17 protein-coding genes and 1 pseudogene are annotated in these 26,212 nt (G+C 40.8%); 15 read left to right on the top strand and 3 right to left on the bottom strand.

Annotated features, from left to right (window positions below):
- Positions 1 to 50 precede the first annotated feature (50 nt).
- The 3 genes from ESA94_RS06825 (at position 51) to ESA94_RS06815 (ending at position 2,563) form a co-directional block, all read left to right on the top strand.
- Positions 51 to 749, top strand: coding sequence for a CoA transferase subunit A (locus tag ESA94_RS06825; RefSeq protein WP_129130077.1), 699 nt, complete (start codon positions 51 to 53; stop codon positions 747 to 749).
- Between the two features lie 98 nt (positions 750 to 847).
- Positions 848 to 1,504, top strand: a complete 657-nt coding sequence (locus tag ESA94_RS06820; protein WP_129130076.1) for a CoA transferase subunit B — start codon at positions 848 to 850, stop codon at positions 1,502 to 1,504.
- Positions 1,505 to 1,693: 189 nt separating this feature from the next.
- Positions 1,694 to 2,563 carry an OmpA/MotB family protein gene (locus ESA94_RS06815; protein ID WP_129130075.1) on the top strand — a complete coding sequence of 290 codons (870 nt, stop codon included), beginning with the start codon at positions 1,694 to 1,696 and terminating at the stop codon, positions 2,561 to 2,563.
- Positions 2,564 to 2,625: 62 nt separating this feature from the next.
- Here the strand turns inward: ESA94_RS06815 and ESA94_RS06810 are convergent, their stop codons facing one another.
- From ESA94_RS06810 to ESA94_RS06800, 3 genes are all read right to left on the bottom strand, one after another.
- Complete coding sequence (locus ESA94_RS06810) at positions 2,626 to 4,161, bottom strand: choice-of-anchor I family protein (protein ID WP_129130074.1); 1,536 nt, start codon at positions 4,159 to 4,161, stop codon at positions 2,626 to 2,628.
- 109 nt (positions 4,162 to 4,270) lie between these two features.
- The gene (locus ESA94_RS06805; protein ID WP_129130073.1) at positions 4,271 to 5,614 is read right to left on the bottom strand and encodes a sensor histidine kinase; all 1,344 of its coding nucleotides are present in this window, start codon (positions 5,612 to 5,614) and stop codon (positions 4,271 to 4,273) included.
- Positions 5,604 to 6,968 carry a sigma-54-dependent transcriptional regulator gene (locus tag ESA94_RS06800; RefSeq protein WP_129130072.1) on the bottom strand — a complete coding sequence of 455 codons (1,365 nt, stop codon included), beginning with the start codon at positions 6,966 to 6,968 and terminating at the stop codon, positions 5,604 to 5,606. The genes ESA94_RS06805 and ESA94_RS06800 overlap by 11 nt, the downstream gene beginning before the upstream one ends.
- Before the next feature lie 365 nt (positions 6,969 to 7,333).
- Between ESA94_RS06800 and ESA94_RS06795 the strand changes: the two genes are divergently transcribed.
- From ESA94_RS06795 to sufB, 12 genes and pseudogenes are all read left to right on the top strand, one after another.
- A complete protein-coding gene (locus tag ESA94_RS06795; RefSeq protein ID WP_129130071.1) occupies positions 7,334 to 8,587 on the top strand; it encodes an efflux RND transporter periplasmic adaptor subunit in 1,254 nt (417 codons plus the stop codon).
- Between the two features lie 11 nt (positions 8,588 to 8,598).
- Positions 8,599 to 8,769 carry a hypothetical protein gene (locus ESA94_RS21380; RefSeq protein ID WP_164972666.1) on the top strand — a complete coding sequence of 57 codons (171 nt, stop codon included), beginning with the start codon at positions 8,599 to 8,601 and terminating at the stop codon, positions 8,767 to 8,769.
- 24 nt (positions 8,770 to 8,793) lie between these two features.
- Positions 8,794 to 9,471, top strand: a complete 678-nt coding sequence (locus ESA94_RS06790) for an ABC transporter ATP-binding protein (protein ID WP_129130070.1) — start codon at positions 8,794 to 8,796, stop codon at positions 9,469 to 9,471.
- 32 nt (positions 9,472 to 9,503) lie between these two features.
- The gene (locus tag ESA94_RS06785) at positions 9,504 to 11,933 is read left to right on the top strand and encodes an ABC transporter permease (protein ID WP_129130069.1); all 2,430 of its coding nucleotides are present in this window, start codon (positions 9,504 to 9,506) and stop codon (positions 11,931 to 11,933) included.
- Between the two features lie 11 nt (positions 11,934 to 11,944).
- Positions 11,945 to 14,377, top strand: coding sequence for an ABC transporter permease (locus ESA94_RS06780; protein WP_129130068.1), 2,433 nt, complete (start codon positions 11,945 to 11,947; stop codon positions 14,375 to 14,377).
- Positions 14,378 to 14,388: 11 nt separating this feature from the next.
- Entirely contained in the window at positions 14,389 to 16,815 is a 2,427-nt protein-coding gene (locus ESA94_RS06775) for an ABC transporter permease (RefSeq protein WP_129130067.1), read from the top strand.
- Between the two features lie 45 nt (positions 16,816 to 16,860).
- Positions 16,861 to 19,245, top strand: a complete 2,385-nt coding sequence (locus ESA94_RS06770) for an ABC transporter permease (protein ID WP_129130066.1) — start codon at positions 16,861 to 16,863, stop codon at positions 19,243 to 19,245.
- Positions 19,246 to 19,273: 28 nt separating this feature from the next.
- Positions 19,274 to 21,628 carry an ABC transporter permease gene (locus ESA94_RS06765; RefSeq protein ID WP_129130065.1) on the top strand — a complete coding sequence of 785 codons (2,355 nt, stop codon included), beginning with the start codon at positions 19,274 to 19,276 and terminating at the stop codon, positions 21,626 to 21,628.
- Positions 21,629 to 21,639: 11 nt separating this feature from the next.
- Positions 21,640 to 22,317, top strand: a complete 678-nt coding sequence (locus tag ESA94_RS06760) for an ABC transporter ATP-binding protein (protein ID WP_129130064.1) — start codon at positions 21,640 to 21,642, stop codon at positions 22,315 to 22,317.
- A gap of 9 nt (positions 22,318 to 22,326) precedes the next feature.
- A complete protein-coding gene (locus tag ESA94_RS06755) occupies positions 22,327 to 23,733 on the top strand; it encodes a TolC family protein (protein ID WP_129130063.1) in 1,407 nt (468 codons plus the stop codon).
- A gap of 88 nt (positions 23,734 to 23,821) precedes the next feature.
- Positions 23,822 to 24,391, top strand: a pseudogene (locus ESA94_RS21790) (ORF6N domain-containing protein).
- Positions 24,392 to 24,726: 335 nt separating this feature from the next.
- On the top strand, positions 24,727 to 26,172 hold the full coding sequence (sufB, locus tag ESA94_RS06745; RefSeq protein WP_129130062.1) for a Fe-S cluster assembly protein SufB: 1,446 nt from the start codon (positions 24,727 to 24,729) through the stop codon (positions 26,170 to 26,172).
- Positions 26,173 to 26,212 lie beyond the last annotated feature (40 nt).

Here is a 26,212-nt window from a genome sequence, read left to right as displayed (position 1 = left end):
CGAACATTCATTTACGTTCTTCTCTTATCTTGCAATCAAATACGATTGCAATGAACAAAGTTGTTGCTGATGCACATGAAGCCATCAAAGACATTGCCGATGGCGCAACCCTCATGCTTGGTGGGTTTGGTTTGTGCGGCATTCCCGAAAATTGTATAGCGGCTTTGGTAACTAAAGGAACCAAACAACTCACTTGTATTTCCAACAATGCAGGTGTAGATGATTTTGGTATAGGTTTAATGCTGCAGCAAAAGCAGGTGAAGAAAATGATTTCGTCTTATGTAGGCGAGAATGCAGAGTTTGAGCGCCAGCTATTAAGTGGCGAACTGGAAGTGGAGTTAATACCGCAGGGAACATTAGCTACACGTTGCATGGCTGCCGGCTATGGCATGCCGGCTATTTATACGCCGGCCGGTGTTGGTACAGAAGTAGCCGAAGGAAAAGAAGTACGGAATTTTAACGGGAAAGATTATTTACTTGAATATGCATTTGATGCCGATTATGCTATTGTAAAAGCATGGAAAGGCGATAAAATGGGCAATCTTATTTATAAAGAAACGGCCCGCAACTTTAATCCGCTGATGGCAATGGCCGGAAAAATTACCATTGCAGAAGTGGAGGAGTTGGTAGAGCCGGGCATCTTACATCCTAATGCGATCCATACTCCGGGTATTTATGTACACCGCATTTTCCAGGGAATGAATTATGAAAAACGGATTGAACAAAAAACTACAAGAAAACAAATTTAATAATGAGGCAATTTGAAAATTTGAAAATGAAATAATGGTGGTTGACGTGAGCAGACAATTTTCAAATTTTCAAATTATCTAATTTTCAAATTGCTCATATGGCTCTCTCAAAAGAACAAATTGCACAACGCATTGCGCAGGAATTAAAAGATGGTTACTATGTAAATCTTGGTATTGGTATTCCAACATTGGTTGCAAATTATATTCCGCAAGGTATTCATGTAGAACTGCAAAGTGAAAATGGTTTGCTGGGCATGGGGCCTTTTCCGTTTGAAGGAGAAGAAGATCCCGATCTCATTAATGCAGGTAAGCAAACCATCACTACATTACCCGGCTCTGTTTTTTTTGATAGTGCAATGAGTTTCGGAATGATCCGTGCAGGCAAAGTTGATCTTACTGTACTTGGTGCCATGGAAGTAAGTGATGAAGGTGATATTGCCAATTGGAAAATCCCCGGCAAAATGGTGAAGGGCATGGGTGGTGCAATGGATCTTGTTGCCAGTGCAAAAAATATTATCGTAGCAATGATGCATACCAACCCGAAAGGCGAAAGCAAATTGTTGCCGCAATGCTCGCTACCGTTAACGGGTAAACGTTGCGTAAAAAAAATTGTAAGCGATCTCGCAGTGCTCGATGTTACAGCCGATGGTTTTAAACTGCTGGAACGGGCTCCCGGTGTATCTGTGCAGGAAATTGTTACCAAAACAGCAGGCCGTTTAATTGTTGAAGGAACGATTCCTGAGATGCAATTTTAACCTTCTCTTCGTTTTTGGCAGGGTTTTTAATAACTACATAGAAAGATGACAGGCTTTTAATGGTGCAGGGATATTAACATTTCTCTGAAACAGTACTATTAGCTGTGCGCCTACCTTCGTGGCCCCGAAAGGAAAGCGTTGTGCCTGTAAAAAACATCCTGACTATTTTTTGTTTTTAAAATCAACATTATGAAAATGAATTACATGGTAGCTCTTGCCGCTGCCGCATTGCTGTTTAGTTCCTGCGTTAGCAGTAAAAAGTTTAAAAAGTCACAGGCGGATTATGCATTATTGCAAACACGTTATCAAACACTGGAAGGATCGCTGGCCGATTGTAACAATCAAAAAGCAGGTTTAATTCAGGATAAGAATGAGCTGAATAAAAAGATCGCCGATCTGAACCGTGAAATTGAACTCATCAAACAGAATTATACGGCTACACTGCAGCAGCTCGAGAATCTTTCTGTTATTTCAAAACAGCAAGCCGAAAGTATTAAACAATCCTTGCAGAATATTGGTGCTAAAGACGCATACATCCAAACACTGCAGCAGCAAATGGCGTACAAAGATTCGCTCAACATGGCACTTGTAATGAACCTGAAAGGGGCTATCGGCAATATTGAAGATGAAGACATCAACATTAAAGTTGATAAAGGTGTTGTGTACATTGATATTTCGGATAAGCTGCTCTTTAAGAGCGGAAGTTATACCATTACCGATCGTGCAAAAGAAGTGTTGGGTAAAGTAGCACTTGTATTAAAAAATCAACCCGATATTGAATTTATGGTTGAAGGTCACACAGATGATGTTCCCTACAAAGGAAACGGCGTATTGGTTGACAACTGGGATTTGAGTGTGAAGCGTGCAACAACGGTCGTGCGTTTGTTACAGAAGGAATACGGGTTGGATCCTGCGAAGATGGCAGCGGCCGGTCGTAGCGAATACAAACCTATTGCAGGTAACGATACCAAAGAAGGAAAAGCAACAAACAGAAGAACACGTATTGTTATTCTGCCACAACTCGATCAGTTCTTTAAACTGCTCGAACCACAGAAATAAAAAATGTTACTAAAAGAAAATGCCACGCTTTGCGTGGCATTTTCTTTTATGTACAAACAGGATTAATTGGTTGTATAAATTTTTACAAAGCCATCTGTTTCGCTGCTCGCAATAAACAGGCTTTTGCCGTTCGGACTTTTATCGGCCGATACAAACAATACACCTTCGGGCGCAACACCTGTGTTTAACCATTGCAGGTATTTTGGTTTAATGGGGTTTGTTACATCATAGATCATCACTGCGTTTGCTCTTTCTAAACCAACAAACAATAAATTGTTGTTACCAACACGACCCAGTGTAATGCCTTCCGGCTCGCAACCCTTATCATCGCTGCGGCTGTCAACATACTTACCCATTTCGGCAGCTTTGGTATCGATCTGGTTTTTGCTGTCGAATACCAACTCACCAGTTAAGCCATTCCAGATGCTGAACGAACGTGCACCGTACGAATACAGTTCATCAAAATCACCATCACCATCCGTATCACCTAAAGTAGTTGTAATGTTTAGGCGACCCAACTGTGCATTTGTTTTTAATGCAGCTGCGTTAGGGAATGCAACAGGATCTAATACAACAGATGCATGGCCTGCACGACGCACTTCAACTGGTGTTAAGCCTGCCCACTCTCTCACATCGCCTTCGTTAGCTGTATAAAGAAACGGAGTACCATTAAAACTGTTTACAGCAATGGCATCCGGTAAGTAAATACCTTTTACCGGCCATGCGCCAAAGGCAATTTTATTATCCTGGTCGCTTGGATCAATGCTGTTGGAAGGGTTGTTATAATCTTTAAAACCTAAAGGAAAAATATCTGTAATGGTTTTTGTTGTAAGATCGATCTTGGCAATGCCATTGTTTTCCTGCAACGTTACCCAGGCAGTGTTACTGTTTGTAGAAACTGCAATGTATTCAGGTTCTACATCCTGTTCGAAGCTGGCATTTTTGCCAAACAAACGGAAACCTTTTGCTTTAAGTGCAATTGCCTGCGATGCAAATTTGCTGAAGTCGAGAGTTGTTACTGCATAATCATCTTCAATGCTGATAATTGAAACTGTACCTAACGGATCAATTGTGTAGGCATCATTCGGTTCGCCTTCGTTGGCAGTAAGAATAAATTTGCCGTCGGGTGTAAACGTAACCATGTCGGGCAACGAACCAACTGTTACAGCTGCAATGGCTGCATGCGTAGTTGTATTGAAAACTGCAACTTTACCTGCGCTTACTTTATCTGTTGCTTCAATAGCAGCAGCAAGTTTGCCATCGCTTACGGCAACACTGTTTACAAAACCACCGTAAACTGCAATATTAATGTTGCCGGTAATAACAGGAGCAGCCGGGTTGCTGATGTCGAGCACTTCAATACGATTGTTGCCTGCGCTGTTATTAACTACAAACAATTTTTTAGTTGCTGCATCGTAAGCACTTATTTCTGCAGCACCTGCGCCACCTACATTAATACTTCCAACTTCGTTAAACGTTGTGGATTCCTGGCGGGCAGAGATCTGTGCAGATTTATCTGTTGCGCCGTTCTTTAATCCTTCTTTCGCACAGCTTGCAAACAATACAAGACTGCCGAAAAGGAAACTTAATTTTCTCATTGTGTAAGAGTTTAGAACGGCAATGGTAGCAGCGCATTGTTAACGTAACATTATTTGAATGTTACCAAAACATGAAGAGGGGTTGTTGTTGAAAACAGGTGAATGAAGATCAGAACAGCAGCATAAATGCAGTGCCTTCGCCGGGGCGGCTTTGTACCTGTATACTTCCTTTGTGCAGTAACATAATCTGTTTACAAAGGCTTAGCCCGATGCCACTGCCTGTTTTTCGTGTACTGAAGAATGGGATAAAGATCTTGTCCATCACTTCTTCATCCATACCCACACCATTGTCTGCAACTTTAATAACTGTTTTATGATCGCCCGATTCGTAAGCCGATAAAACAATACGTGGTTCGGTTTTATCTTTTACAGCTTCGATAGCATTCACCAAAAGATTGATAAGCACCTGTTCAATTAAATGCATATCTACTTCCAATGCAATAGCCGGATCTTTTAAAATAATTTCCAGCTCAATATTTTTTTGTTCGAGTGTGGGCTGCATTAACTGGTGCAGGTTTTCGAAAAGATCCAGCACCTGTATTTTTTTTACATTGAGTGTGGTGATCTTGTTGAGGTTGCGGTATGTTTCTGCAAACTTCAGCAAACCTTCGCTGCGGCGTTTGATGGTTTCGATACCCAACTCCAGATCTTCAACAGAACCGTCGTTGTTTTGCAAATGTGCGGTAGAAAGCTGCAAACGGTTTTTTAATGTATCGGCCAGGGAAGAAATCGGTGCAACAGAATTCATGATCTCATGCGTCATTACACTCAGCAGCTTTCGCCAAGCCTGTGCTTCTGTTTCATCCAGAGCTTCGTTTACATTCTGAAAAGCAATCAGTTTAAATACTTTTCCATCGGTTTGAAATGCAGTTGCTGATAATAATAATTTCAATACCGATTTGTCGGTATTTGCTTTTACGATCCTGTTCTCACCGGATTTTAGAGAGAGCACTTCTTTGTACAACTGTTCATCTCTTTTTTCTAAACTATGAATGGTTTTTAAATAAGGAATACCCAGCAAGCGTTTAAACGTTTCATTCATCCAGGCAATTTCTCCATCGTTTACTTCGTATGAAAGAATACCTGTATCAACCAACTCTAATATTTTTTGCAGGTAAACATATTGCGTTTCCCGTTCTTTGGTAATTACTTTAAATGTACTGTTGATTTCGTTAAAACCTGCACGCAAAGGCTGTAACTCAGCAGGTGCCTGCTTTACATTAAAGTAGCGGGAGAAATCACGATAGTGTACGCTTTCGGCAAACTCTTTTACTTCGTCCTGTGCTTTTTTTAATAAACTATACAAATCGTACAACTGGTATAACAAAACAGGCACAACAAAAATAATATAGAGAAAATAAGCGTTCACCAACAACCATGCAATAAACGATACTACCACAAACAGGAGCAGTACACGTATCAATAAACGTCCTTCGTATTGTTTAAATATCATACTTCGTTAATCTTCTGTACAATGCTGTTCTTGTTAAACCCAGTTCTTTTGCAGCTTTGGTAATGTTGCCGTTGTGTTTTTCAATTACACGCAGGATCGTGTTTTTTTCCACGCTGCTTAATTTTAAATCGTGTTGTTCATCTTCCTGCTGTCTTGCTGTTTCAATAGGAGAGAAAATAATATCGTCGGCCTGTAACGATTCGCCATCGGCCATGATCACTGCCCGCTCAATACTGTATTGAAGTTCACGCACATTACCCGGAAAATGATAGGTCGTTAATTTCTCAACTGCTTTTTTATCCAGTTCCATCTTTGGTTTGATGTACTTATCTGCATAAAGATTGGCATAGTGTTGTGCCAGCAGCTGAATATCTTCTTTGCGGTTGCGCAAAGGAGGTACCGTTATTTCTACAGTGTTGATGCGATAGATAAGATCTTTCCGGAAGCGTGCTTCGTTTGCCAGTTCAGCTAAAGGAAGATTGGTTGCACAGATCAAACGTATATCGATGGGCACAGGTTCGTTGCTGCCGAGTTTGATTACCTGCCTGTTTTGCAATACAGATAAAAGTTTGGCCTGTTGTTGTAAGTTGATGTTGCCAATCTCATCTAAAAAAATTGTACCACCGTTTGCTGCTTCAAAACGACCGATGCGGTCTTCTCTTGCATCGGTAAACGCTCCTTTTTTATGACCGAACAGTTCGCTTTCAAACAAGCTTTCAGTTAATGCTCCGGCATCTACTTTAATAAATGGTTTGTTGTTGCGCAACGATTTTTGCTGAATGGCCTGTGCGATCAGATCTTTACCCGTACCGTTTTCACCAAGTATCAACACATTGGCATCGGTAGGTGCAATTTTTTCGATCTTCAAAAAAATATCATTCATTGCTTCGCTTTCGCCAAGCAGTTGTGTGCCAATGATGGAATCGGCAGAACGTATTACAGCACTGGTATTTGTTTTTAAACTGTTTCGTTTTTTAATGGCTTCGCCAATGGTGCCGATGAGTTTTTCGTTGTGCCAGGGTTTTATCATAAAGTCAGATGCACCTTCTTTTAACGAACGCACAGCCAGATCAATATCACCATAAGCAGTTATCATAACCACAGCAGGGGAGTTATTAAACTCTTTGATTTTTCTTAACCAGTACAAACCTTCATTACCTGTGTGGATGGTACTGTTGAAATTCATATCGAGTAAAATAAGATCGAACTCATTTTTCGATAAAAGGTGACGGATGTTTTCCGGGTTCTTTTCTGTTACTACTTCTTTTACTTCCGTTTTCAACAGCAGGCGCACTGCTGTGAGCACATCGGTATCATCATCAATAACAAGTATGCGTGAATTTTTTAAACTCATTTGCTGAATGGTCAATAGTGAATTGTGAATAGCAGCTTCTCAATAACAATCTGCCGGCTTTGCTTTCACTGCCACAAGTTTACCATAATCGTAAAGCATTAACAATAAATAACTAAGAAAAAAATGGCTGTACAGAAACTGTATCAAAACCGTACACCTGTTGTTGCAAAAGCGAACAGTTAAAACAACGGCTATACAGTAAAGCCTTGATTTTCATACATAAGATGAGTTGGCACGGCTTTCACAGGTAACGGACAGTTCCTTATCATTAAACCTTTTCACTGTAACAGACCGATCATCCGGTCCTCAGCCAACCGGGTGGTTTTTCTGTAACAGTTATACAAGCAGAAACGTATTTTAGAATCATGGACAGAGTTATAGCAAAAAAGAAATGGAGCACCAAACGCCTCTTAACCATTGCAGGTATAGCAGGTATTGTTGCGTTAATAGCAGGCAGCATTTATTTTACTTCGGGCAAATCGAGATTGAATGTAGATACCGAACGTATTACCATCAGCGAAATTAAAACAGGCAGCTTCCAGGAATTTATACCGGTTAATGGTGTGGTGTTACCCATCAGCACTATTTATCTCGATGCAATGGAAGGTGGTCGTGTAGAAGAAAAATATGTGGAAGATGGTGCTATGATGAAAAAAGATCAACCCATTCTCCGTTTATCCAACACCGATCTTGAACTGCAGTTGGCCAACCAGGAAACACAGGTGTTTAATGTGTTAACGCAAATGCAGATAAGTAAAAACAATGCCGAGCAAAATTCTATCAATCGCCAGAACCAGGATGCGGAAGTGGATAATGCATTGAAAGAAGCAGAACGTGTTTACAACCTCAACAAAAAACTCTTCGACCAAAAAGTTATTGGTGCACAGGAATTCCAAAGCAGTAAAAATTTATACGACTATCAATTGCGCAGGAAAAAGCTTACGGAGCAGATCATGAAAACCGATGCTGTAAGTATGAAGCAACAGGTTGACCAGGCAGGAGAAAGCTATCAGCAAATGAAACGCACACTTACACTCATGCGCAAAAAAGTGGGCGATCTGATTGTGCGTGCTCCTGTTGACGGGCAGCTTACTTCGCTTGATGCAGAAATTGGTGAGAGCAAAAATAAAGGTCAGCGTTTAGGGCAGATAGATGTAATGAGCGGTTTTAAAGTACGTGTTGATATTGATGAGCATTACATCAGCCGCATATTTACTGGTCTTGTTGGTAATTGTGATGTAGCCGGTAAAAACTATCAGCTGAAAATTAAAAAAGTGTATACACAGGTGTTGAATGGCCGCTTCCAGGTTGATATGGAATTTACCGGTGCGGTTCCGGAAAGCATCCGTCGTGGACAAACGTTGCAAATACGTTTGGCGCTGAGCGATGAAACAAAAGCATTGCTTTTACCCAAGGGAGGTTTCTACCAGCAAACAGGTGGCAACTGGATATTTAAAGTAAGTGAAAACGGTAAAACAGCTTACAAAGTAGATATACAGTTGGGCCGCCAAAACCCCGACTATTACGAAATAGTACAAGGGTTAAAACCCGGCGATAAAATAGTAACCAGCAGTTACGAAACTTACGGCGCTATGCAGGAGTTGATTTTGAAAAAGTAAAAACAAGCAATATGAAACCGAATAGTTTATTTCTGTTGTTGTTCTTCTTGTTTGCGGGCGATGGATTGGTAACCCCAACAAACGCCTGCAATAAAAACAAAACAGTACAGGCGGCAATGCAAAAAACGAAAGCTGCACCTGCGTTTACAGAACTGATTCCTTTTAATCACATGTTACTTTAATAAACAGTAAAACCATATCATAGTATGATCAAGATTACAAACCTGGAGAAATATTACCGTACCGAAGAAGTGGAAACGGTGGCATTGAATAAACTTTCATTTGAAATAAAGGAAGGTGAATTTGTTGCAATAATGGGCCCGAGCGGTTGCGGTAAATCAACCTTGTTAAACATTGTTGGTTTGCTCGATGATGCTGATGGCGGCAGCTTTATGTTCAATGGAATTGAAGTAGCCGGCTTTAACGAACGGAAGCGTGCCGATTTGCGTAAACATAACATCGGCTTCGTGTTCCAGAGTTTTAATCTTATTGATGAACTCACTGTTTTTGAAAACGTAGAACTTCCACTCATCTACACCGGAGTAAAAGCAGCCGATCGTAAAACACGTGTAGAAGAAGTGCTGGATAAAATGCAGATCATGCATCGCCGCAATCACTATCCGCAGCAATTAAGTGGTGGTCAGCAGCAACGTGTGGCAGTAGCAAGGGCCGTTGTTAACAAACCTAAATTAATTCTTGCCGATGAACCAACGGGTAACCTCGATTCATCAAACGGTAACGAAGTAATGCAGCTGCTTACCGATTTAAACGAGCAAGGCACAACCATCATCATGGTTACACATAGTGAGCATGATGCTAAATACAGTCACCGTATTATTCGTATGCTCGACGGACAAACGGTTACTGAAAACATACTGGTATAACCTTAAGCCTTATCACCCTTATCATCATTCTCATGTTAAAAAACTACATTAAAATAGCCTGGCGCAGTTTGTTTAAAAACAAATTTCATACAGGTATTAACCTCGCCGGTTTGTTTATCGGCTTCACCATTGGCATTATGGTGTTGCTGGCTGTTTACGGACAGTTCAGTTACGATAAAAGCCATGCTAACCGCAAAAAAATATTCCAGGCTTACCAGGTATTTAACAGGGAGTCGGGCTCGCAAATAGGAAATGTATTTGGCTATCCTGCAGCGCCAATGTTTAAAGCAGAAGTTCCTGCTATTGATAAAGCAACACGTTATTTATATGGAAGCAACCTTGTTGTGTACAAAGAAAAAGAGGTTGACATCAGCACCATGCTGGTAGATGAAGATTTTCTGCAGATGTTCAGCTTTCCTGTTGCAAAAGGAAATGCTGCTAACCCGTTAACCAATCTTACCGATGTTGTATTGACCGAAGCTGCTGCAAAGCGGATTTTTGGTAATGAAGATCCAATTGGTAAAACAATTCAATCGCCTTACAGCGGTAGTAAGTTGAAAGAGATGACGGTTGTTGCTGTGCTTAAAAATTTTCCAAACAACAGCAGCCTTCGGTTTGATGCTTTGGCCCGTATAGAAAACGCAGGTAGTTATGCATCGGAAAAAAACAATTGGGATAATCAGCACCATGCTGTTTTTGTAATGCTGAAAGAAAATGCAACACAGGAGCAGGCCGAGAAACAGTTGATTGTATGTAACAAGAAAAATTTACCCGGTTGGTACGAAAGCCTGAAGCGTGAAGGAGCAAAGCCCGATAACCGTGGCGATATTTTTGCCACCCGTTTACTTTCGTTAACAGAGCTGCATTTTTCGCCACGCATCAGTGGTTTGGGCAATGGAGTAAACAAAGCGGAAATATATGTGATACTGCTGGTTGGATTGCTCATTATACTCATAGCCTGTTTCAATTTTGTAAACATTAATCTGGCTAATGCATTTACACGCAGCAGGGAAATTGGTGTGCGTAAATGTTTGGGTGCAGCCAAAGAAGGTTTGTTTGCACAATTGTGGAGCGAAAGTTTTCTGCTTTGCTTTGTTGCTTTTGTGTTATCGATGTTGTTTGCAAAAGTGCTGGTAGCAGTAATACAGCAACAAACAGGTGGCGGCATGCCATTGGCAGAGATGATGCTGGAACCGGCGTTTCTCTTGCTTGCATTCAGCTTATTGCTTTTCGTTTCGTTCATTGCAGGCGGCTATCCTTCGTGGTTGATGAGTAAGTTCCAGGTAGTGGAAACATTAAAAGGAAAAGTAACCTTAAAGCGAAAAAGTTTTATACGCAGCGCATTAATTGTAGTGCAGTTTGTTATTGCCTGTATTATGATCAGTTGCACATTCATCATCTACCAACAGTTTAAACATTTACAAACTGCCGATTTGGGTTTAAACCAGGAGTACCTCATCAGCATTCCGTTTCATAAACCCGAAAACGGAAGAAAGAATATTGAAAAACTCCGTACACGTTTAGCTTCCAATCCCGGTGTGTTGTCTGTTTCGGGCAGTCACATCAATGTTGGTGTAGGGCTCGATGGAAGTTCTGCCAAGCTAACCAATTCGTTTGGCTATAAAGGAGCGAACGTTACAACCAACATCAATTTTGTTGATGCAGATTTTCTGCAAACGTTCGGCATAAAACCAATTGAAGGAAATGATATTGATGTGAGTTATGCGGCAGATACTTTGCAGCATGTAATACTTACCGAAAGTTCTGCAAAACAGTTTAACGAAAAACAACTGATAGGTCAGCATATACTGGTAGATAGCGGGGCACCTGCATGGAACATTGTTGCTGTTATACCCGATTTTCATATGTATTCCCTGCGTGAAAAGAAAGAGCCGCTTGCAATGATCTATACCAAAAACACACCGGTACGGTATTGCTTTATCCGTACCAATGCACAAAACAGGGAAGCTGTAATGGATGCATTGCAAAGAGAGATGGCTTTACTTGAACCCGGTCGGGAATTTAAAGGTTCGTTTGTTGATGAGAATGTAGAGAACTGGTACAAGCAGGAAAAAATGATGTCGTTCCTGTTCAGCATTGCTGCAATTATTTCTATTGTACTTTCCTGCCTCGGATTGCTGGCTATGGTATTGCTCATTATTCAGCAAAGGGTAAAAGAAATTGGTGTGCGTAAAGTATTGGGAGCCGATGTGCCAACGCTTTCATTCCTCATCTCCAAAGATTTCTTAAAGCTGGTATTAATTGCTGTGCTTATTGCCACACCTATATCCTGGTTGGCCATGAGTAAATGGCTCGAATCGTTTCCTTATCGTGTTAAACTTGAATGGTGGATGTTTGTATTGGTTGCACTCACAGCCATCATCATCGCCTTTGTTACCATCAGCTTTAATACGGTTAGAGCAGCTACTCAAAATCCTGTAAAAAGTTTGCGGACTGAATAAAACCTATCATCATGTTTAAGAATTACATTGTCGTTGCCTGGCGAAACCTCCTTAAGAATAAAACATTTTCGCTGCTCAATATTGTTGGGTTAGCAGTTGGACTGGCTTGCTTCATCCTTATCAGTATGTATGTAATGGATGAACTCAGTTACGATAAACACAACACAAAGGCCAGTCGTATTTATCGGGTTGATTCTGACATCCGTTTTGGCGGATCCGATCTCCGGCTTGCGGTGTGCAGCGACCCTATGGGAGCTACACTCAAAAAAGATTATCCGCAGGTAGAACAGTTTACAAGAATTTATGCATCCAGTGGATCGAAACTGTTGAAAAAGGGCACAACGTTTATTGAAGAAACAAAAGTGGCGCATGCCGATTCAACCATTTTTGATGTGTTTACATTACCTGTTGTTGCCGGCAATGCAAAAACTGCATTAAACGAACCCAATACAGTTGTAATAAGTGAATCGGCTGCCAAAAAATATTTCGGCACTGTTGATGCAATGGGCAAAGGCATTGAAGTAAACGACGAAAAACACACCGTGTATAAAGTAACGGCTGTAATTAAAGACATGCCGCAGAACGCACACTTCAATTACGATTTTCTTTTTTCGATGGATAATGTGGAATATGGCTGGGGCAATTTCCTGAGCCATAATTTTCAAACCTATATTGTATTGCAACCCGGAGCCGATTACAAAGCTTTTAATAAAAACTTTAAGCAGCTGATTGATAAATATATTCTGCCGCAGGCAAAACAGTTTATGCAGATAAACAGCATGGAAGATTTTGCACGCACAGGAAACAAACTTGAGTATTCGTTAATGCCCATGCTCGATATTCATTTGTACTCCGATCGTTTTCCGGAGCTGGGTGTTAACAGCAGTATTCAGTATGTATATATTTTTTCGGCAGTGGCATTGTTTATTTTGTTGATCGCCTGTGTAAACTTTATGAATCTTTCTACTGCCCGTTCGGCTAACCGTGCAAAAGAAGTGGGCATCCGCAAAGTATTAGGCACCGGAAAAAAATCATTGATCGGCCAGTTTCTTACAGAGTCAACATTGATGGTGTTTATTGGTTTGATCATCGCCATTGGATTAGTATGGTTGAGTGTTGGTTATTTCAACAGCATTGCCGGAAAAAGTTTAAGTATAGAAATGTTGCTGCAGCCAGGGTATTTATTATTCCTGTTGTTGATGCCTGTTGTAACAGGCGTGCTGGCCGGTTTGTATCCTGCATTTTTCCTCTCTTCCTTTCAACCTATTGCAGTATTAAAAGGAAGAACAGGTAAAGCATTCAGCCGAAGTAATTTCAGAAGTGCATTGGTGGTATTCCAGTTCTTTACATCCATTGTACTCATCATTGGTACTATCGTAGTGTTTCGCCAGTTGAATTATATACAAAATGCCAAGATCGGTTTTAATAAAGACCAGTTGCTGATTGTAAACGGCACATGGGCGTTAAACACAAAGGCCGATGCTTTCCGTAACGAAGTAGGGAAAATGAGTGGTGTAAAAGCATCGTCATTTGCAGGTTATTTACCTGTAAGCAACTCATCTCGTAATGATAATACATTTTCTACCGAAGCAGTAATGAATGAGAAGAATGGCTTTAACATGCAGGTATGGAATGTTGATTACGATTATATACCGGTGATGGGAATGGAAGTGCTGAAAGGAAGAAATTTTTCGAAAGAGTATGGCTCCGATACAACAGCCATTATTATTAATGAAGCAGTTGCCAAACTAATTGGTATGGATGATCCTGTTGGCAAAAAGCTTTATACATCCACCGGTAATGCCAACGAAATTATTTCGTATACGATCGTAGCAGTTGTAAAAAATTTCAACTTCGAATCGTTACGGCAGAATATTGGTCCGCTTGCTATGCGGCTTGGTAATAATAAATGGGCTACAGCATTTAAAGTATCGGCAGGCGATGTAACTGCACTTATCAAAAACATTGAAGCAAAATGGAAAACCATGGCGCCCGATATGCCGTTCAGCTACCAGTTTCTTGATGATTCGTTCGATAACATGTACCGTGCAGAACAACGTATTGGTAAAGTAGCTTTATCGTTTGCATTGCTGGCCATTTTTATTGCCTGCCTGGGTTTGTTTGGTTTGGCTGCATATATGGCTGAACAACGCACAAAAGAAATTGGTGTGCGTAAAGTATTAGGCGCATCGGTAACAAGTATTACCACATTGCTCTCAAAAGATTTTGTAAAGCTGGTTTGTATTGCATCACTCATTGCTTTTCCTGTGGCATGGTGGGCCATGAGTACCTGGTTGCGTGATTTTGCTTATCGTGTAAACATCAGCTGGTGGGTATTTGCTTTAGCCGGATTTGTTGCATTACTCATTGCAGTACTCACAGTAAGCTCGCATGCAATTAAGGCTGCGTTAACGAACCCTGTAAAGAGTTTACGAAACGAATAAAACGATATGGTATGCTCAAAACCTATTTCAAAATAACTTTAAGAAACTTATGGCGTAACAAGCTGTACAGTTTCATCAATATTGCAGGCCTGGCAATGGGCATTGCAGCATTCATACTTATACTGCAGTATGTAAGTTTTGAAAAAAGTGTGAATGGGTTTCATGAGAATATCGCAACAACCTATCGTTTATTAAACGAAGATCCGAAAGGACAAACATGGCCACAGGTGGAACCGGGCTGGGCACAAAAAGCAAAAGATCGTTTTCCCGAAATACAAGCGTACTGCCGCTTTGAAGAGGGAGTAGGGCAAGGCATTGTTCGGCGTAATGCAGAAAACGCAGAACCGTTTCGGGAAACAAATGTTGGATATGCAGAAGGAAATTTCTTTGAGTTTTTCAGCTTCAACGTTTTGGAAGGAAGTGCAGCTGCATTTAAAAAGCCGAATGTTGTTTTTTTATCGACGGCAACAGCAAAAAAATATTTTGGCAAAGCTGAACCTGTTGGCCAATCGCTTACACTGTATAACCAGTTTGGAAAAGCAAATTATACAGTAAGTGGGGTATACGATATACCCGTTAATTCAGATATCCGTTACGATATGGTTTTCTCTCTTGAAACATTAAGTAATCCGGCTAATCTTAACGATAACGATTGGGCACAGTTAGATAACCTCAGTTCGCAATACATTCATACATATTTCAGAATAAACGAAACGGCAGATTATAAAAAGCTGGAACAAAAATTAACGACGCTCCGCAACGAACTTAAAAAAGATAAAGATGGTCTCGTGTTCCGGTTGCAGCCATTTGCAAATGTACATCTGCCGGCATCCTTCAGCGATACCTATCAAACAAGCGGCAATTTAAAGTACGTGTATATCCTCAGCATCATCGCAATACTTATTCTTGCAATAGCATGGTTTAACTATATTAATCTTTCAACTGCCAATGCATTAAAGCGTGCAAACGAGGTAGGTGTACGTAAGGTGGTAGGTGCTTCAAGAGGGTCGCTTGTATTACAGTTTCTGGGCGAATCAATGTTGGTGAATCTGATCAGTTTTGGTTTGGCATTGTTAATTGTACGCCTGTTGCAGCCGCTGTTTAATACCATTATTGAAAAGGAACTTACGTTTACATCGTTACTCTCTACACCGGCATGGGTTGCAGGGTTGGTGCTGCTTATTATCGGTTCTTTGCTATCTGGTGCTTATACGGCTTACAGTCTTTCGGGTTTTAATCCGGTTGAAACATTAAAAGGGAAGCTCGTAAAAACAACCAAAGCTGTTGTGCTGCGTAAATCGCTTGTGGTGTTTCAGTTTTCCATTTCAATTGGGTTGCTGTTGGCAACTGCTTTTATATACAGGCAGTTGAATTATATGCAGAATAAAAACCTGGGTGTTAATACCGATCAGCTGCTTGTTATCCGTGGACCACAGGTTGATAAAGACAGCACTTACAAGATGCGACGCACCGCTTTCATCAATGCAATTGCACAGCAAAGTTTTGTAAAAGATTATTCGCTTAGCGGAAGTGTGCCGGGCAATGGTTACAATTTTGCAACATCAGGTTTTTCGCAACCCGGCTCAAGAAAAGGTGACGAGTTGAAATCGTTTTCTTTTGCGTTGATCGATGATCGTTATCTCAACACCTACCAGATAGGTTTAGCTGCAGGCCGCACATTTACACAGGCAGAAACAATGGTTGATTGGAATGACAATGATAAAGTGCTGATGAACGAAAAAGCAATTGAAGAACTTGGCTTTAAATCGCCTGAAGAAGCATTAAACACAAAAGTGCAGTGGGATGAGCGTAAACTACAGGTAATAGGGGTTGTAAAAAATTATCATCATATCGGATTGCAAAAAGCAATTGATCCGATCATTTTTTATCCGCAAAGTAACAGTGCTTATTTTACAGTGCGTCTGCAAACCGATAGAATACAGGATAATGTTGCACAGCTGGAAACAATGTTCAAATCTTACTTCCGCAACAATCCGTTCGAATATTTTTTTGCAAATGACAATTTCAACAAGCAATACATTTCCGAACAACAATACAGTAAGTTGTTTACTACTGCATCGGTGTGGGCCATAATTATTGCCTGCCTTGGTTTATTCGGTCTTGCCACCTACACAGTAGAAGCACGAACAAAGGAAATAGGTGTACGTAAAGTGTTAGGCGCAAACGTGCTTACTATTGCCCGTTTATTATCAAAAGATTTTTTGCAACTGGTGTTTATTGCATTTGTAATTGCCGTTCCGGTTGTGTGGTATGCGATGTATCGCTGGCTCGAAAATTTTGCCTACAAGGTTCAATTGTCGTGGTGGGTATTTGCAGCAGCGGGCATTGTGGCAATAGGCATTGCATTGTTAACGATCAGCTTCCAGGCAATTAAGGCTGCAATAGCAAATCCTGTAAAAAGTTTGCGAACACAATAAACCTTATCATCTGCAGTGTGTTGGCGCTGCAAAACTGTACATACTATGTTTAAAAATTATCTAAAAACAGCTTTCCGGAATTTTTCGAAGAACAAAGTGTATTCGTTCATCAATATTGCCGGATTGAGTATGGGGCTTGCATGCGCCATGCTGATTCTTTTATACACAAAGGACGAAGTGAGTTACGATCGCTTTCTTCCCGGTGTAAACAATATTTACCGTATTGTAAGCAAAGAAGTAAATCCGGATGGAAGTATTGCAATGCAAAGCGGAAACACCGGCAGTTTTCACGGACCTGCTTTTGCATCGGGCGTACCGGAGATAGTTTCGTTTGTACGTTTCCAGGGCGACTATGTAAATATTAAAAAAGGAACGGAAGTGCTTGGGCAGGAAGCGCATTTTGTAGATAGTAATTTCTTTTCCATGATGCAGTTTCCATTGTTGCATGGCGATGGTAAAACAGCTTTACAACAACCCGATGCTGTAGTGTTGAGCGAAACGGTTGCCCGTAAATTTTTTGGTTCTGCAGATGTAGTTGGTAAAACATTAAAGTTGCAACGCAATGGTACATTTAAACCATATACTGTTACAGCCGTTGCAAAAGATTGCCCGCAGAATTCTTCTATTAAGTTTCAGATGCTCACGAAAATGGAATTACGGCCCGATGAAATTTCGGATCGTATGAATTGGTTCAACTTCTTTCTTAACACATTTGTTGTACTTGCACCGGGTGCAGATGTAAAACAGGTAGAAAAAAAGATGATGCGGTTTTATGAAACAGATGCAAAGGAAATGATTAAGATAGTGGCAGAGAAATACAATTTCAAAGCCAAATCAGAATACATGCTGCAACCGTATACCGATATACACCTGAGTAAGGATTATCGTGCCGATAACGGAATGGTTGGCGCCAGCAATCCGATGTATTCTTATATTCTGTCGGGCATTGCATTGTTTATTTTGTTGATCGCCTGTATCAATTTTGTAAACCTTACAGTAGCCCGTTCGTTAAAACGTGCAAAAGAAATTGGCGTACGCAAAGTTGTTGGTAGCGATCGCCGCCAACTCATTGCGCAGTTTTTAGGCGAATCGTACATTATTTGTTTTGTTGCATTTGTGTTGGGGTTGGGCATTGCACAATTGTTACTGCCCTTCTTTAACGATCTTTCCAACAAAGCGTTGTCGCTTGCTTATCTGTTCGATCTGCAATTGATAAGCGGCTATGCAGCATTGTTTTTTGTTACAGGGTTTTTGGCAGGATTTTATCCGGCGTTGGTGCTTTCAGGTTTTAATCCCGTGCAAACATTATACAATCGTTTCCGGTTAGCAGGAAAGAATTATTTACAAAAATCGTTAGTGGTACTGCAGTTCTCTTTAGCCACTCTTCTTATTATAGCAACAACTGTTATGTACAGGCAGTTTCATTTTCTTGTATCGAAAGATCTGGGGTATAACGATAAACATGTGCTTACGGTGCCCAACATCTCAAAAAATGAAATTGCAGTTTTTCGCCAGGAGTTATTAAAAAATCCAAATGTAGAACAGGTTGCTGTCCGCAATAACGGATTTAATGGAACATTGGCAAGAGTGAATGGCAATAAAGAAATTGAGTTTACGATGGATTGGGTTGATGCTGATTATCTGCCTTTGTATAAGATACCTGTTGTGCAGGGACGCAACTTCTCCCGTTCATTTACTTCCGATACAAGTTCTGCAGTAATGGTGAACGAAGCGTTTGTAAAAGCAGCCGGATGGAAAGAACCTGTTGGACAGGTGGTTGATTTCTGGTATAGAGAAAAGAAGTACACGGTTGTGGGTGTGGTGAAAGATCATCACTATGCGGCACTTAGCGAAGTAATTAAACCACAGTTGCTGTGTAACGACGAGAATAATTTCGGGTTGGCAGTTATACGTATTAAAGAAGGATCGGCAGCAGCTGTCTTACCATATGTTGAACAGGTTTATAAACGGTTATTGCCTGTACAACCTTACAGTTACGAGTTTAAAGACATCAGTAACCAACGCCAATACGAAGCAGAAGCCAAATGGAAAAAGATGTTATTGTTTGGTGCTTTTCTTACCATTTTTATTTCCTGCATCGGCTTGTTTGGGTTATCGGTATTGTCAGCAGAAAAACGCTTGAAAGAAATTGGTGTACGAAAAGTATTGGGCGCATCTGTAACAACAATTGTAAAGGCTTTGTCGAAAGATTTTTTACAGCTCGTATTGGTTTCACTTTGTATTGCCATACCTGTTGCATGGCTGCTTGCAGATAAGTGGCTGCAGAATTATCCTTACAGGGCTGCACTCAGCTGGTGGTTGTTTGCAGCTACAGGAGCAGGTATTGTATTGCTGGCATTGCTTACAGTTTCGTACCAGGCCATAAGAGCAGCATTGGCTAAGCCGGTTAAAAGTTTACGAACAGAATAACTCATCAGTAAAAAGAACCTTATCAAAAATGATCCGGAATTATTTTAAAGTAGCGTGGCGCAATTTGTGGAAGAATAAATTATTCTCCATCATCAACATTTTAGGGCTTGGACTTGCAATACCTTTTGCATTGCTGAGTTTAATGCAGGTGCAGAGTGCCTATGAGTATGATAATTTCCATCCTTATCCCGATCGTACCTACCGCATTATTACCGATGTAACAGATAATGTTGGTGGAAAAATCAAATATGCTTTATCGCCACAAACAGTAGCCGAACAACTGAAACAGGATTATCCGTCGATTGAAAAAGCAATCTTTGTTGTGCGTGAATTTGGATGGGAGCTGAACAATCGTATTAAAACACTCGATGTAAACAGCATCTATGTAGAGCCGGCTTTTTTTGATGTGTTTGGATTTAAACTGGCATCCGGCACTGCACCGGTTGAACCCAACAGTTTAGTATTAACCGAAGAAAAAGCACTTGCTTTTTTTGGCACAACAGAAGCTGTAGGTAAAGTGCTTACGCATCCCGGTTACGGCGATTTTACCGTAACAGGTGTATTAAAACCCTACAAACGCAATACACATCTGCGTAGCGATGTAATGGTGTCGATGGCTACCTACAATAAGTTTTCAAAAGATACTGCACTTACATCCCTTAATGGATTTACCTATGTGCTGTTGAAGCCAACTGCAAACAAAGCAAATCTTGATGCTGCTTTAACAGCTGTTGCAGCAAAGATCAATACAAAGTCTATTGTAAATGCAACAAAAGAAAATCTGACTTTCCGAGAGCAGGCAATAACATCGGTTGCTCCCGATTTTGACGATCTGCGTGGCAATTCTTATGTTGAGTCGATCCTGGATCTTGCGGTGAACTTTGGATTTGCATTAGCACTGCTGTTACTTGCGGGATTTAACTATGTAAACCTAACATTGGCACGTTCGCTCAGTCGTGCAAAAGAAGTTGGCGTAAGAAAAGTTGCGGGTGCATTGCGTCATCAATTGGTTGGACAGTTTATTTGTGAAGCGGTGTTGGTGGCGTTGCTGTCATTGGCACTTGGCTTTATTGTGTTGAAGCTGATGGAGCAGTTCAGTTATGTAAACTGGTTTACCTGGAAAGTAGATAACCAGTTTGTATTGTGGGGAACGTTTATCATCTTCAGTATTTTCATTGGCGCATTGGCAGGCGCTATTCCGGCACGCATCCTTTCACGCTTTCAACCGGCAAAAGTGTTGAAGGGAACAATTGCTCCATCTACATTCGGCAGAATGGGTTTACGCAACAGTCTTGTAGTAATTCAGTTTGTTGCAAGTTCCTGTTTCATTTTTGTAATGGCTACATTTTATAACCAGTTCCGCTATATGGCAACTGATAACGATAATTTCAATCGAAAACATATTTACAATGTATCGGTGAAAGGTGATTATCGGTTGTTGCAGCAGGATCTGACAGCAAATAAAAATATCGAACGCATCGGTTTGGTGTCAACAGCTTTTGGTGGTACTACCGCACAGGCTGCTATCAAAAAAAATAAACAGGAGCAAAATAAAGAAGCAAGTTATTATGCAGCCAATGCAGAGTTCATCAGCAATATGCAGCTGCAGTTTATAGCAGGTAATAATTTACCTGCATCTAACGGCGATTCTGTTTCAAACTTTGTAGTGGTAAATGAACAATTACTTACTACTCTCGGACTTGGTACTCCGCAGGAAGCTGTTGGTAAAACCATCCTGTTGAATAACGATCGTGAAGTGATCATTAACGGTGTGGTTAAAAATTTCTGCTATTATATTTACCAGTTTGCAACAAACCCATTAGTGCTGCAGTATAACCCTTCGCAATTTCATCTGTTAAGTATTAAAACAAAAACAGAAGTGGATGATGCGGTGTTTAAATCGGAGATAGCTGCGGTCTGGAAAAAATATCATCCGCATGAAGAGTTGGCTTTTTCCAATTATCAAAAAGAAATGTACGACCGCTATTTCCCCGGCAGAGATATGAAGTTTATGGGCATGTTTTGTGTTGTTGTATTGATCATTGCATTGATGGGTTTGCTGGGTATTGTAACCTATCACACAGAAAAAAGAGTAAAAGAAATCGGTATACGAAAAGTAATGGGCGCATCAGTTCCGGTAATTGTAAAAGAGCTGTCGAAGAGTTTTGTAAAACTGATCATTATTGCAGCAGGAATTGGTTTGCCGGTGGGTTATGCAATTTGTTACTTCTTCATCAGCCTGTTTGCTTACAGTCCGGGTGTAAACCTGTTGATGTTGTGCATTCTTTTCTGCTGCATCTTTTCAATAGCGTTGATCACTATTGCATACAAAGCGATTTACGCAGCTATTGCAAATCCTGTAAAAAGTTTACGAACCGAATAATTATAAAGCAAATGTTATTAGAGTTAAAAAATATGTTCAAATGGGTTACTGTTGGCGGTAACAGGATTTTTTTATTGAAAGATATCAACCTGCAGGTGCAGGAAGGGGAGTTTATTTCCATCATGGGTCCTTCGGGTTCGGGCAAATCAACTTTGCTCAATGTAATTGGTATGCTTGATGGGTTTGATGAAGGTGAGTATAATTTTCTGCACGAAAGTGTACACAAGCTCAAGGAAAAGCAACGGGCACAGTTGTACAAACAATACATTGGTTTTGTATTTCAGCAATATCATTTAATTGATGAGTTAACTGTTTACGAAAACATTGAAACGCCTTTGTTGTACCAGGATGTAAAAAGCAGCGAACGCAAAGCAATGGTGGCCGATATGCTCGATCGTTTCAATATTGTTGGTAAGAAAGATCTTTTTCCTTCGCAGCTTTCAGGCGGGCAACAGCAATTGGTTGGTATTGCCCGTGCATTGATTGCAAAGCCAAAACTTATTCTTGCAGATGAACCAACAGGTAATCTTAATTCCAGGCAAGGTGAAGAGATAATGGAGTTGTTTACACAGCTGAACAAAGAAGGAGTAACCATTATACAGGTTACGCACAGCGAAAAGAATGCCGCCTATGCGGGCAGAACCATTCATTTACTTGATGGAAGAATTGAAAAACACATCAACAATTAATAACGAATTATGCGGATCATCAGTTTAACTGTGGCTTTATTGCTTTGTGTTGTTACAACACATGCGCAGGAGATGGGTTTAAAACAATGTATTGATACAGCATTGAAACGGAATATTCTTGTACAGCAAACAGGATTGCAACTACAGGCTGCAGAGGTAAATAAAAACCAGGCAAGGCTGAACCTGTTGCCTAACGTAAACAGCCGGTGGAATTATGGTAACAATTTTGGCCGCAACGTAGATCCTATTACGAATACCTACACCAATAATCAACTATCGTTTTCCAATGCAGGCTTAGATGCAGGTGTGGTTTTATTCAACGGTATGCGTTTGCAGAATTTAATTCAGCAAACTAATTTTTCGCATAAAGCCGCAGAACTGGATTACAAACAGGCACAGGATAATCTTGTGCTGAATGTTATACTCGCTTACATGCAGGTGCTGCTGAGTGATGATCTTTTGCAGGTATCCCGTACGCAGTTGCAGGTTACAAAAAAGCAGATCGAACGAATGGAAGTGTTGGTGAAAGAAGGTTCGGCAGGCAGTTACCAATTAACTGATATAAAAGGACAGCAGGCAAATGAACTGATTGCGATTGTAAATCTTGAAAACAATTTACAACAGGCGAAACTTACACTTTGTCAATTAATGAATATGCCGTTTGCATCGGGTTTGCAGTTACAAAGAAGCATTCAGCTAAGTGATGTTCTGTATGCACAAACATCGGTAGAAGTAATTGCAGCGGCAATGGAGTATATGGCATTGGTAAAAGCCAATAAGTACCGGGTTAAAAGTGCGGAGAAAAGTATACAGGTTGCGAAGAGTGGTTATTATCCAACCATCAGTTTAGGTGCAAGTGCCGGCAGCAGTTATTCAAGTTTGTTTACACGACTTATACCTACTACTGTTTCCGAAATTGAAACCGGCACTTATATTAAAAGCGGAAGTGCACGCACGCCTGTTTACCGGGAAATGCAGAATTTCTCTTCATCTTCAGTCGGTTATTTTAAACAAATGGAGAATAACCTCGGTTTTTTTACAGGCATCAATATGCAGATACCCATTTTTAATAACCTGCAAACAAAGAACAGAGTTCGTTTGGCAAAACTTAATTTAAAAAATACCGAACTGGAAGCCGATAACACGCTCTACCAGTTAAAGCAGAATATTGAGCAGGCTTGGGTAAACATGGAAGCTGCCCATAAACGTTTAACAACATTGAATGAGCAGTTGTTGAATTACGAAGAATCGTTTCGTGCAGCTGAAGTGCGTTTTGAAACAGGTGTCATCAATGCAGCTGAATTTCTGATTGCGAAGAACAACCTCGATCGTACAAAGATCAATCTGGTGCAGGCGAAATATGAATACAGTTTCCGTACAAGAATGCTTGATTTTTACCAGGGCAAAAACTTGTGATAGGAAACGGTGAATGAGTTGGGCGGCCAAAGGCCGCTCTTTTTGTTTTTGCAAAATGTTTTCTATTTTGATTGTTTTAGCAAAGCCTATGCAAATCATCAGAAGTATTCAAAACCGCATTTACGAAATCAGAGGAGAGCGGGTGATGCTCGACCGTGACCTTGCCGAACTTTACGGTACAGAAACGAAGTTTCTGAATCTTGCAGTAAAGAGAAATAGCAAGCGTTTCCCTTTGGATTTTATGTTTCAGTTAACGAAAGAGGAATTTGAAAGTTTGAGGTTGTAATTTGAAACCTCAGAAGGTAACTCAGATTCTTTAAGGTTGCAAAATGCAACCTTAAAGAAAGGCCGGGGACAACATAGTAAATACATGCCCTATGTCTTTACTGAATAGGGAGTTGCGATGCTAAGTGGAATACTAACAACCGAACGGGCTATTCAAATGAACATAGCCATCATGCGGGCTTTTGTGGAAATCAGGAAAATATTGCTGAAAGAAAATGATCTCATGGAACAATTGCGGGAGTTGAAAGAACGACTTGGAGAACATGATGTACAGCTTAGCCAGATCTACGATGCCATGGAAAATTTGTTAGATGAAAAAGCGGCAGAACGGAGGTGGGACGAACGGGAGCGGATAGGATTCAGGAAAAAATAATCGGGGATAGAAATACATTGTTCAAAGGCTGCCGGATTGAAGTGGAAATGAGGAGACCCCGTTGGCGGCTGAAAGCCCCGACGGCGGTTGACAAATTGCAGCGAAAAGCCGGAACTGCAGCTGCTCAAGGCGCAAAAAGCCCACAGCCCCCATCCCGATAACTATCGGAACCTAATCCCCAATTACCAATTACCAACTCCCAATCCCCACAAATTCTTCCAAATGTCAACTTTTTCCGCATCTCGAACACAATCTGTACTTTTTCGTATAGATTAATCTGTACTTTTGCGTATAAATTGAATTTTCATTAGCAATCCGATTAAACAGAACGAATCATGAGTGAAATGCTGACCACTCTGGAGCAAACAGCCCTGAGTGAGTACAAGTATGGTTGGGTGACCAATATTGAGGCCGACGAAGCGCCTCCCGGCCTGAGTGAAGACATTGTGCGCTTCATCAGCGCCAAAAAGAACGAACCGGAATGGATGCTCGACTGGCGACTGAAAGCCTACCGTCATTGGTTAAAAATGAGCGAGCCGGAATGGGCCAACGTAAAATACCCCAAGGTAGATTACAACGCCATTAAATATTACAGCGCCCCCAAGCAGAAAAAAACGTTGAACAGTTTAGATGAAGTGGATCCCGAATTAAGGGCTACGTTCGAAAAGCTGGGTATCTCTCTCGACGAACAAAAACGTTTGAGCAATGTGGCGGTGGATGCGGTGATCGACTCGGTTTCAATTGCCACTACATTTAAAAAGCAACTCGCCGAACTCGGAATTATTTTCTGCAGCATGAGCGAAGCTATACAGGAACACCCCGAACTCATTAAAAAATGGTTGGGCTCTGTTGTTCCAATGACCGATAACTATTTTTCTGCATTGAACAGTGCGGTGTTCAGCGATGGTAGTTTCTGCTACATTCCAAAAGGCGTTAAAAGTCCGATGGAGTTGAGCACATACTTCCGTATTAACGCTGAAAATACCGGTCAGTTTGAGCGTACACTCATTGTTGCCGAAGAAGGCAGCTATGTAAGTTATCTCGAAGGCTGTACTGCACCAATGCGTGATGAAAACCAGTTGCACGCTGCGGTGGTTGAAATTGTTGCGTTGGATAATGCAGAAGTAAAATATTCAACGGTACAAAACTGGTATCCCGGCGATAAAGATGGTAAGGGTGGCATTTACAACTTTGTTACCAAGCGTGGTATTTGCGCAGGTGTAAATTCAAAGATCAGCTGGACGCAGGTTGAAACAGGTAGTGCTGTTACATGGAAATATCCTTCGGTGATTTTGAAAGGCGATAACAGCCAGGGTGAATTTTATTCTGTTGCTGTTACCAACAATCATCAACAAGCTGATACAGGTACTAAGATGATGCACATTGGTAAGAACACTCGTAGCCGCATTGTATCCAAAGGTATATCGGCAGGCTTCAGTCAAAACTCTTATCGTGGTTTGGTGCAGGTTGGTAAGAATGCTATCAACGCAAGAAACTTTTCTCAGTGCGATAGTTTGTTACTGGGCGATAAATGCGGTGCACACACATTCCCATACATTGAAGTAAAGAACAGCACAGCACAGGTGGAACATGAAGCTACTACTTCAAAAATTGGTGAAGACCAGATCTTCTATTGCAATCAACGTGGTTTAGATACTGAAACTGCAGTAGCCCTTATCATTAATGGTTTTGCGAAAGAAGTAATGAATCAATTACCGATGGAGTTTGCCGTGGAAGCACAGAAACTGTTGGCTATTTCATTAGAAGGAAGTGTGGGATAAAGTCCATTTTCAAATTTTCAAATTCACAATTTTCAAATTA

It is taken from the genome of Lacibacter luteus (genome assembly GCF_004118265.1).
In the GTDB taxonomy this organism is placed as follows: Bacteria; Bacteroidota; Bacteroidia; order Chitinophagales; family Chitinophagaceae; genus Lacibacter; species Lacibacter luteus.
Note: the sequence above shows the minus strand (reverse complement) of the source record. Positions and strands in the feature narration are given on the sequence as shown.

Excerpts from the sequence above, each read along its gene's own strand:
- ESA94_RS06825 (WP_129130077.1), top strand. The coding sequence starts at position 51 with ATGAACAAAGTTGTTGCTGATGCACATGAAGCCATCAAAGACATTGCC.
- ESA94_RS06775 (WP_129130067.1), top strand. The coding sequence starts at position 14,389 with ATGCTCAAAACCTATTTCAAAATAACTTTAAGAAACTTATGGCGTAAC.
- ESA94_RS06795 (WP_129130071.1), top strand. The coding sequence starts at position 7,334 with ATGGACAGAGTTATAGCAAAAAAGAAATGGAGCACCAAACGCCTCTTA.
- ESA94_RS06770 (WP_129130066.1), top strand. The coding sequence starts at position 16,861 with ATGTTTAAAAATTATCTAAAAACAGCTTTCCGGAATTTTTCGAAGAAC.
- ESA94_RS06755 (WP_129130063.1), top strand. The coding sequence starts at position 22,327 with ATGCGGATCATCAGTTTAACTGTGGCTTTATTGCTTTGTGTTGTTACA.
- sufB (WP_129130062.1), top strand. The coding sequence starts at position 24,727 with ATGAGTGAAATGCTGACCACTCTGGAGCAAACAGCCCTGAGTGAGTAC.
- ESA94_RS06820 (WP_129130076.1), top strand. The coding sequence starts at position 848 with ATGGCTCTCTCAAAAGAACAAATTGCACAACGCATTGCGCAGGAATTA.
- ESA94_RS06810 (WP_129130074.1), bottom strand. The coding sequence starts at position 4,161 with ATGAGAAAATTAAGTTTCCTTTTCGGCAGTCTTGTATTGTTTGCAAGC.
- ESA94_RS21380 (WP_164972666.1), top strand. The coding sequence starts at position 8,599 with ATGAAACCGAATAGTTTATTTCTGTTGTTGTTCTTCTTGTTTGCGGGC.
- ESA94_RS06765 (WP_129130065.1), top strand. The coding sequence starts at position 19,274 with ATGATCCGGAATTATTTTAAAGTAGCGTGGCGCAATTTGTGGAAGAAT.
- ESA94_RS06760 (WP_129130064.1), top strand. The coding sequence starts at position 21,640 with ATGTTATTAGAGTTAAAAAATATGTTCAAATGGGTTACTGTTGGCGGT.
- ESA94_RS06780 (WP_129130068.1), top strand. The coding sequence starts at position 11,945 with ATGTTTAAGAATTACATTGTCGTTGCCTGGCGAAACCTCCTTAAGAAT.
- ESA94_RS06790 (WP_129130070.1), top strand. The coding sequence starts at position 8,794 with ATGATCAAGATTACAAACCTGGAGAAATATTACCGTACCGAAGAAGTG.
- ESA94_RS06785 (WP_129130069.1), top strand. The coding sequence starts at position 9,504 with ATGTTAAAAAACTACATTAAAATAGCCTGGCGCAGTTTGTTTAAAAAC.
- ESA94_RS06805 (WP_129130073.1), bottom strand. The coding sequence starts at position 5,614 with ATGATATTTAAACAATACGAAGGACGTTTATTGATACGTGTACTGCTC.
- ESA94_RS06815 (WP_129130075.1), top strand. The coding sequence starts at position 1,694 with ATGAAAATGAATTACATGGTAGCTCTTGCCGCTGCCGCATTGCTGTTT.
- ESA94_RS06800 (WP_129130072.1), bottom strand. The coding sequence starts at position 6,968 with ATGAGTTTAAAAAATTCACGCATACTTGTTATTGATGATGATACCGAT.